6 protein-coding genes are annotated in these 5262 nt (G+C 69.2%); 2 read left to right on the forward strand and 4 right to left on the reverse strand.

Annotation, left to right across the window (positions count from 1 at the left end):
- Nucleotide 1: 1 nt before the first annotated feature.
- Genes ETD96_RS40945 through ETD96_RS40955 form a run of 3 tightly spaced genes read right to left on the reverse strand, consistent with a single transcriptional unit; the run spans nucleotide 2 to nucleotide 3861 of the window.
- Complete coding sequence (locus tag ETD96_RS40945) at nucleotides 2–1246, reverse strand: polyamine ABC transporter substrate-binding protein (protein ID WP_240808583.1); 1245 nt, start codon at nucleotides 1244–1246, stop codon at nucleotides 2–4.
- Entirely contained in the window at nucleotides 1243–2394 is a 1152-nt protein-coding gene (locus ETD96_RS40950; RefSeq protein WP_138641860.1) for an ABC transporter ATP-binding protein, read from the reverse strand. The genes ETD96_RS40945 and ETD96_RS40950 overlap by 4 nt, the downstream gene beginning before the upstream one ends.
- A gap of 33 nt (nucleotides 2395–2427) precedes the next feature.
- On the reverse strand, nucleotides 2428–3861 hold the full coding sequence (locus tag ETD96_RS40955; protein WP_138641861.1) for a gamma-aminobutyraldehyde dehydrogenase: 1434 nt from the start codon (nucleotides 3859–3861) through the stop codon (nucleotides 2428–2430).
- 167 nt (nucleotides 3862–4028) lie between these two features.
- Between ETD96_RS40955 and ETD96_RS40960 the strand changes: the two genes are divergently transcribed.
- The gene (locus tag ETD96_RS40960; protein WP_240808584.1) at nucleotides 4029–4490 is read left to right on the forward strand and encodes an Lrp/AsnC family transcriptional regulator; all 462 of its coding nucleotides are present in this window, start codon (nucleotides 4029–4031) and stop codon (nucleotides 4488–4490) included.
- Nucleotides 4491–4575: 85 nt separating this feature from the next.
- Nucleotides 4576–4842: a type II toxin -antitoxin system TacA 1-like antitoxin gene (locus ETD96_RS40965; RefSeq protein WP_138641863.1), complete on the forward strand. Its 267-nt coding sequence runs from the start codon at nucleotides 4576–4578 to the stop codon at nucleotides 4840–4842.
- On the opposite strand, the gene ETD96_RS40970 is transcribed toward ETD96_RS40965, so the two are convergent.
- On the reverse strand, nucleotides 4829–5248 hold the full coding sequence (locus tag ETD96_RS40970; RefSeq protein ID WP_138641864.1) for an HIT family protein: 420 nt from the start codon (nucleotides 5246–5248) through the stop codon (nucleotides 4829–4831). The two genes, ETD96_RS40965 and ETD96_RS40970, sit on opposite strands and share 14 nt — an antisense overlap.
- Nucleotides 5249–5262: the final 14 nt, after the last annotated feature.

The raw sequence follows: 5262 nt of genomic DNA on the forward strand, positions 1-5262 counted from the left end.
ATCACGACCCCTTGGCGATGGGCTCGAAGATCTTCTGGTATTCGGCCTCCTCGGCCTGGGTGAGCCTGCGGTAGTGCCGCAGCTTCGCCAGGTCGTCCTGCGTCGGGAAGATCAGCGGGCTGGTGCTGAGCCGGGTCAGGTCCTTCTTGTCGTCGCCCGTGGCCGCGGCCGCCTTCTGCTTCAGCAGCTCCTGGGTGGACGGGATCGGCGGCATGTAGTTGATGAACTCGGTCAGCGGGACGTTGTTCTCCGGGACGTACAGCCAGTCCATGAGCGCCAGCGCGTCCACCGGGTTCTCGGCCGTCTTCGGGATGCACAGGTTGTCGGTCCAGATCGTGCCGCCCTCCTTGGGCACCACGAACTTCACGTCCGGACTGGTGAGGCTGTAGACGTCACCGGACCACGCCATCGTCATCCACACGTCGCCCTTGCTGACGGCGTCCACGTAGTCCTGGCTGTAGTACTTGCGGACGATGCCCTTGTCGCGCTGCTCGCGCAGCTTCGCCGCGGCCTTCTCCCAGTCGGCCTTCGTCGACTTCTCCGGGTCGACGCCGAGCAGGAACATCCCGAAGTTCCCGAGCTCCTGCGAATCGGCCATCATGCCGACCTTGCCCTTGTACTTCGCGTCGAAGAGCTGCGCGATGCTCGTGATCTCCTCGTCGACGTACTTGGTGTTGTACGCGATGCCGGTTACGCCCGACTCGTACGGGATCGTGTGCGCGTTTCCGGGGTCGTACGACGGGTTCTTGAACGACTCCCCCGCGTTCTTCTGGAAGTTCGGCAGCTTCGCCAGGTCGAGCGGCGCCAGGTAGCCGAGCTGGCGGCACTGCTCCAGCTGGATGCCGTTCGTCATCACCATCAGGTCGAACCCGATGGACTGGCCCGCCGACAGCGGCGCCTGGATCTTGCCGAACCACGGGCCCATCTCCTGGATGACCTCCTTGTAGGTCACCTTGATGCCCGTCTCCTTCTCGAACGCCTTGATCGTCTCCCGGTCGTCCTGCATGTAGCCCGGCCAGTTCGCCCAGTTCAGGCTGCCCTTCTTGGCCTTGCCCGCCCAGAACTCCTGCACGTCGGTCTGGCTGACCTTCTCCTTGCCGCCCTGCCCCTGCACGCCGCAGGCGGACAGCGCGAGGCCCGCCCCCGCTGCGCCCATCATCCGCAGGACGTCCCGCCGGGCGTAACTGGACCGTGCCAGGCGCGGCCGCGTGAGACCGCGCAGGAAGGCGGGATCGATGTTGCTCACTGGGGGGCTCCTATGGCGTAAGAGTGGCGCGGGTCCCACGACAGCCAGACGGTGTCGCCGCGGGCGGCGATGTCGTCGGCGGACGTGGCGTTCTGCAGGAAGACGACGACGTCGGCTCCGGCGGCGGTGGTGATGTTGTAGTTCGTCGACGTCCCGAGGTACACGACCTCGGTCACGGTGCCGCGGACGCCGCACAGGCCGTCCGCCGGCCGGTCCGGCCCGATGCCGATCTTCTCGGGCCGGACGGTCAGCTCCAGCCGCTCCCCCGCCGCGACCGCCAGACCGTCCCGCACCGGCACCTCGATGCGGCCGTCCGCGCCGTAGGAGATCACCGCGCTGCCCGGCCCGGTCTCGGCGACCTCCCCGCCGAGCAGGTTGGACGTCCCGATGAACCCGGCCACGAACCGCGACGCGGGATGCTCGTAGATCTCCCGCGGCGTGCCGAGCTGCTCGATCAGCCCGTCGTTCATGACGGCGATGCGGTCCGACATCGTCAGCGCCTCGCCCTGGTCGTGCGTCACGTACACGAACGTGATGCCGACCTCCCGCTGGATCCGCTTCAGCTCGACCTGCATCGCCTGCCGCAGCTTCAGGTCGAGCGCGCCGAGCGGCTCGTCCAGCAGCAGGGCGCGCGGCCGGTTCACCAGTGCGCGGGCCAGCGCGACCCGCTGCTGCTGGCCGCCGGACAGCTCGGCGGGACGGCGCTTCTCCCGTCCCGCCAGGTCGACGATGCCCAGCATGTCGCCGACCCGCCGGGTGATCTCGGCCTTCGGGACGCCGCGCCGGCGCAGCCCGAACGCGACGTTCTCGAACACGCTCATGTGCGGGAACAGCGCGTAGGACTGGAACACCATGTTCACGTCGCGCCGGTTGGGCGGCACGCCGGTGACGTCCCGCCCGTGCAGGCGCACCCGGCCCGCCGTCGGCTCCTCGAAACCGGCGATCATGCGCATCGTCGTCGTCTTGCCGCAGCCGGACGGGCCGAGCAGCGAGAAGAACTCGCCCTGCGCGATCTCCAGGTCGACGCCGCGGACCGCGGCCACGGTCTCGCCATGGGCGTGGTACGCCTTCTGCACTCCCGCGAGCTCGATGGCGGGGAGGGTGCGCCCCGGGTCTTCGCGCGCCGGGGCCTGCTGGGTCTCGGTCATGGCGGGTCTTCCTTCACGGGCTCGTACGGACGGTCAGCCGCCGATGTAGTGCATGACGTGCTTGACGCGGGTGTAGTCCTCGATGCCGTACATCGACATGTCCTTGCCGTAGCCGGAGTGCTTGAAGCCGCCGTGCGGCATCTCCGACACGAACGGGATGTGGGTGTTGACCCACACGGCGCCGAAGTCGAGCGCCTTCGTCATGCGCATGGCGCGGCCGTGGTCCCGCGTCCACACGCTCGCCGCCAGGCCGTACTTGACGCCGTTCGCCCAGGCGACGGCCTGCTGCTCGTCCGAGAAGCCCTGCACCGTGATGACCGGCCCGAACACCTCGTTCTGCACCATCTCGTCGTCCTGCTTCAGGCCGCCGACGACGGTCGGCGCGAAGAAGTAGCCGCGGTCGCCGACGCGCTCGCCGCCGGCCAGGACCTCCGCGTGGCCCGGCGCCCTGTCGATGAACCCCTGCACCCGGGCCAGCTGGTTCTCGTTGTTGACCGGCCCGTAGTAGGCGTCGGCGTCGCTCGGCGGCCCCACCACCGTGCCCTTGGCGGCCTCGACGAGCGCCTCGGTGAACTCGCCCCGCAGCCGCTCGGCGACGAGCACCCGCGTCGCGGCGGTGCAGTCCTGCCCGGCGTTGAAGTACCCCGCCTCGGCGATGCCGGTCGCGGCGGCCTCGACGTCGGCGTCGTCGAACACCACCACCGGCGCCTTGCCGCCCAGCTCCAGATGGACGCGCTTGAGGTCCTTGGCCGCCGCCGCGGCGACCTCCATCCCGGCCCGGACGCTGCCGGTGATGGACACCATCTGCGGCGTCGGGTGCTCCACCAGCGCGCGGCCGGTGTCCCGGTCACCGCAGATCACGTTGAAGACGCCCGGAGGCAGGAACTCGGCCGCGATCTCCGCCAGCATCAGCGTGCTCGCCGGTGTCGTCTCGGACGGCTTCAGCACCACCGTGTTGCCCGCCGACAGCGCCGGACCGAACTTCCAGACCGCCATCATCATCGGGTAGTTCCACGGCGTGACCTGCGCGCACACCCCGATCGGCTCGCGCCGGACCGACGACGTGTGGTCCGCCATGTACTCGCCGGTCGCCTTGCCCTCCAGGACCCGCGACGCCCCGGCGAAGAACCGGAGGTTGTCCACCATCGGCGGCATCTCCTCGTCCAGGGTCAGCTGGACGGGCTTGCCCGTATCGCGGACCTCCGCCTCGACGAGGTCCTGCGCACGCGCCTCGACGGCGTCCGCGAACCGCAGCATCGCCAGGCTCCGCTCCGCCGGCGTGGCGTCGCGCCAGGCGGGGAACGCGTCGGCCGCCGCGCGGAACGCCGCGTCGACGTCCGCGGCGCCGGACACCGGGGCCTCCGCGTACACCTCACCGGTGCTCGGATCGACCACCTCCAGCGTCCGCCCGTCCTTGGCGTCCACGTACTCGCCGCCGATAAAGTTGCGCAGCCGCTCGCCGCTCATCCTCAGGTCCCTCCTGGGCACCGGTGCCCGTTGTGTCCTGTAGGCCCAGACCCTTACAGACGACTCCCCCCATTACAAGTGATTCCGTTGTTACGATCCAGTTTCGCGACTGATTCACTTGACGCAGACGCCTCACACTCTCGATGCCGCAGCTAGGAGACCAACTCATGGATCGCGCAGCACGCGTCCAGCTCGACGAGACCGCGAAGCACATCATCGAGCAGCTCCAGCAGGACGGCCGCCGCTCCTACGCCGCCATCGGCAAGGCCGTCGGCCTCTCCGAGGCCGCCGTCCGCCAGCGCGTCCAGAAGCTCCTCGACACCGGCGTCATGCAGATCGTCGGCGTCACCGACCCGCTCATGCTCGGCTTCTCCCGGCAGATGATGATCGGCGTCAAGTGCGAGGGCGACCTGGAGAAGATCGCCGACGAGCTCGCCGACCTCCCCGAGATCGACTACGTCGTCATCACCGCCGGCTCGTTCGACATCCTCGTCGAGCTCGTCTGCGAGGACGACGAGCGCCTCCTGGAGCTCCTCGGGCGCATCCGCGCCGTCCCCGGCGTCGTCTCCACCGAGAGCTTCGTCTACCTGAAGCTCCGCAAGCAGACCTACTCCTGGGGAACGCGCTGACCCCGCGCACTTCTCGTTCTCAATGGGGATGTCCCGGCACCACCGCACGGCGTACGTTGAGATGCCGTAAGGAGGGAGATCGGCCATGCCCGAGCCGGTCCGCCAGGACCTTCCCGCCACCGAGCGCATCGCCTTCCCGACCTCCGCCGACCAGTACCTCGTGATCCGCAAGGCGGCGGAGCTGATCGGCTGGACGGTCACCGACTACGTCCTGTCCACGGCCCTGGACCGGGCCGAACGCGACCTCTACGAACACGCGGCCGCCCAGGAGGCGCCGCCCGAGCCGGACATGGCCGCCCCCTGCACCGCCGTCCTGACGGCCCTGGCCGCACCCGCGGTCAACCTGAGCTGAGAGCCCCGCCCAAGCGCTCGGCGTACTCGGCCGCCTCCGCGTCCGACGCGTACTTCTGCCTCGGCCAGAAGAACCCGCGCAACCCGTCCTTGCGGTTGCGCGGGACCACGTGCACATGCAGGTGCGGCACGCTCTGACTGACCCGGTTGTTCATCGCCACGAACGACCCGGCCGCACCGAGCACCGACTCCATCGCCCCCGCGAGCCGCTGCGCATACCCGAAGAACGGCCCGAGGAACTCCCCGGGCAGATCGGTGAGCGTCTCATAATGCTCCCGCGGCACCAGCAGCGTATGGCCCTTGAACAGGGGCCGCGCATCAAGGAACGCCATCACATCGGGCTCGTCCAGCACCACATGCGCCGCCCGCTCCCCTTTGACGACTTCGCAGAACACACACCCACCCATCCCCCCATCCTCCC

Source organism: Actinomadura geliboluensis, from assembly GCF_005889745.1.
Lineage (GTDB): Bacteria > Actinomycetota > Actinomycetes > Streptosporangiales > Streptosporangiaceae > Spirillospora > Spirillospora geliboluensis.